Annotated in this window: 4 protein-coding genes; all 4 read left to right on the top strand. The window is 46.8% G+C overall.

Translation table 11 applies throughout. The annotated features are described in order from the left end of the window. On the top strand, nt 1-993 hold a 993-nt coding region (gene queA / locus PGX78_RS07375; protein ID WP_270446229.1), incomplete at its 5' end, for a tRNA preQ1(34) S-adenosylmethionine ribosyltransferase-isomerase QueA. Nucleotides 994-1,002: 9 nt separating this feature from the next. Continuing rightward, nucleotides 1,003-2,109, top strand: a complete 1,107-nt coding sequence (tgt, locus tag PGX78_RS07370; protein ID WP_270446227.1) for a tRNA guanosine(34) transglycosylase Tgt — start codon at nt 1,003-1,005, stop codon at nt 2,107-2,109. A 49-nt stretch (nt 2,110-2,158) separates the two neighbouring features. Continuing rightward, nucleotides 2,159-2,431, top strand: coding sequence for a preprotein translocase subunit YajC (gene yajC / locus PGX78_RS07365; RefSeq protein WP_006940696.1), 273 nt, complete (start codon nt 2,159-2,161; stop codon nt 2,429-2,431). 4 nt (nt 2,432-2,435) lie between these two features. Further along, a partial coding sequence (locus PGX78_RS07360) for a 5-formyltetrahydrofolate cyclo-ligase (RefSeq protein ID WP_333524004.1) occupies nt 2,436-2,655 on the top strand: 220 nt, incomplete at its 3' end.

Genomic DNA, 2,655 nt, shown 5'->3' with positions numbered 1-2,655 from the left:
TTGCCTCAGGAACTCATTGCACAACATCCGGCCGAACCCAGAGATACGGCACGTCTCATGCTTTATGACAAGAAAACAGGTGAAACGGAAAATAAGATATTTCGGCAATTGACAGACGAACTGCATCAGGGGGATGTACTGGTTTTTAACGATTCAAAGGTCATTCCCGCACGCCTGCACGGTACGCGTGTGCCTACGGGCGGTAAGGTAGAAGTCCTCTTGCTGACGCCTGTAGGAGAGGACCGTTGGGAAGTATTGGTAAAACCGGGTAAGAAAGCCCTGCCCGGAGCCACCCTATCTTTCGGAGAAAGATTGACGGGGGTTGTAGAAGATCGTACCGATTACGGCGGGCGGGTTATTCACTTTACTTATGACGGTGTTTTCGACCATATCATTGAAGAAATCGGTGAAATGCCTTTGCCGCCGTATATTCATGAAAAGCCCGAAAATCCTGACGACTACCAAACTGTTTATGCTCGAGAAAAAGGGTCTGCCGCCGCTCCTACGGCGGGGCTTCACTTTACGGATGAACTGTTGGAAAAAATCAGGGATAAAGGGGTAGAAACGGTCTTTGTCACCTTACATGTAGGACTCGGCACCTTTCGTCCTGTCGAAGAAGAAAATATTGAAGACCATGTGATGCATAGTGAATATTACAGTATTACACCCGAAGCGGCGGCAGCCGTTAATCGGGCTAAGGAAGAAGGACGTCGTATTGTCGCCGTCGGCACGACATCGGTACGGACCTTGGAAAGTGCGGCCGAAAAGGGACGACTGAAAGCCGGTGCGGGAAAGACGAATATTTTCATTTATCCCGGATATACTTTCCGGATTGTCGATGCTCTCGTGACGAACTTTCATTTGCCCGAATCGACGTTACTTATGCTTATCAGTGCCCTGTCCGATAGAGAACATATTTTAAAAGCTTATGAAACGGCCGTTCGTGAAAAGTATCGCTTTTTCAGCTTCGGCGATGCCATGTTTATACACTAGGAGGTACGCATGGTTATAGAATTCGAATTACAGGCTGAATGTGACGGGGCCAGAGCCGGTTTGTTACGTACTCCGCACGGAACTTATGAGACCCCCATGTTCATGCCTGTCGGTACACAGGCTACGGTTAAGACGCTGACTCCTGAAGAACTGTATGACATGGGAGCTCAAGTCATTCTGAGCAATACTTATCATTTGTTTTTGCGGCCCGGTGAGGATTTGGTTCATGAAGCCGGCGGGATTCATCGCTTTATGAATTGGAAGAATGCGGTTCTTACCGATAGCGGCGGTTTTCAGGTCTTTAGTCTCGGGAAGATGCGAAAGATTACGGAAGACGGCGTGACCTTCCGTTCCCATATAGACGGATCAAAGAAATTTTTATCGCCTGAAGTATCCATGGATATCCAAATGGCCCTCAACTCGGATATTGCCATGGCCTTTGATGAATGCATTCCCTATCCCTCCGATTATGAATACACCCGTCTTTCCACTGAACGAACAAGCCGTTGGGCCAAGCGATGTCTTGATCATCATCACAGTCCTACACAGGGCTTGTTCGGTATTGTACAGGGAGGCATGTATAAGGATTTACGGAAAAAAAGCTGCGAAGATTTGGTTGCCATGGATTTTGACGGCTACGGAATCGGCGGACTCAGTGTTGGCGAATCGAAGGATATCATGTATGATATATTAGAAGGTACGACTCCGTATTTACCGCAAGATAAAGCTCGTTATTTGATGGGAGTCGGTACGCCCGACTGCCTCGTCGAAGGCGTAGCTCGCGGCGTTGATATGTTTGACTGCGTCTTTCCTACTCGTGTAGCCCGTAACGGAATGGCTATGACGGCAGAAGGGCGTGTTAATGTGCGTAACGCCAAATATGCTCGTGACTTTTCGCCCATTGAAGAAGGTTGCGGTTGCTATACGTGTCGTAATTATACACGTGCCTATATCAGGCATCTCTTCAAGGCGGAAGAATTACTGGCTTATCGTTTGGTAAGCATTCATAATCTTTACTTTTTACTTGACTTCATGCGTCGCATGAGGCAGTCGATTTTTGACGGTACATTTCGCCGATTCCGAAAGGAATTTTTCGACCGATATAAAGATGCGTAATGTCCGTTGCGAATAAACAATATTTTCGGAGGTGATATACGTGGAATTTATGGAACAGATGCAGTCTTTTGCCCCCATTATTTTGATGGTAGTCATTTTTTATTTCATGTTATGGCGGCCGCAAAAAAAGCAGCAAAAACGACGTCAGGAAATGCTTAACAGCATGAAAACGGGTGCCAAGGTTATTACGATCGGTGGCATCTACGGGACGATTGTTGAATTGCATGAAGACTATGCTATGTTGCGTATTGCCGAAAAGACGGAAGTCAAAATTACCCGGCAGTCCATCAGTCAGGTTCTCGGCAAAAAAGAAGGAGAGTAGAAGGTTGCTAGTTGCGGAAGAAAAGAAATGTCTTCGGAGACAAATGAACGAACTTTTACACAATCTGCCTGTCGCTGAAACGGCGGCAGGCAGCTCCGTTATTTGTAAAACGTTGGGACAGTTACCTGATTACCATAAGGCACGGCGTATTATGGCTTTTTTGAGTATGTCCGGTGAGGTCGACTTGGACGCATTTATTGAAAAAGCGTTGGCGGATGATAAGG

Source organism: Megasphaera sp. AF13-6AC, from assembly GCF_027685385.1.
Lineage (GTDB): Bacteria > Bacillota > Negativicutes > Veillonellales > Megasphaeraceae > Megasphaera > Megasphaera micronuciformis.
This window is presented reverse-complemented; position numbering and strand designations above follow the sequence as displayed.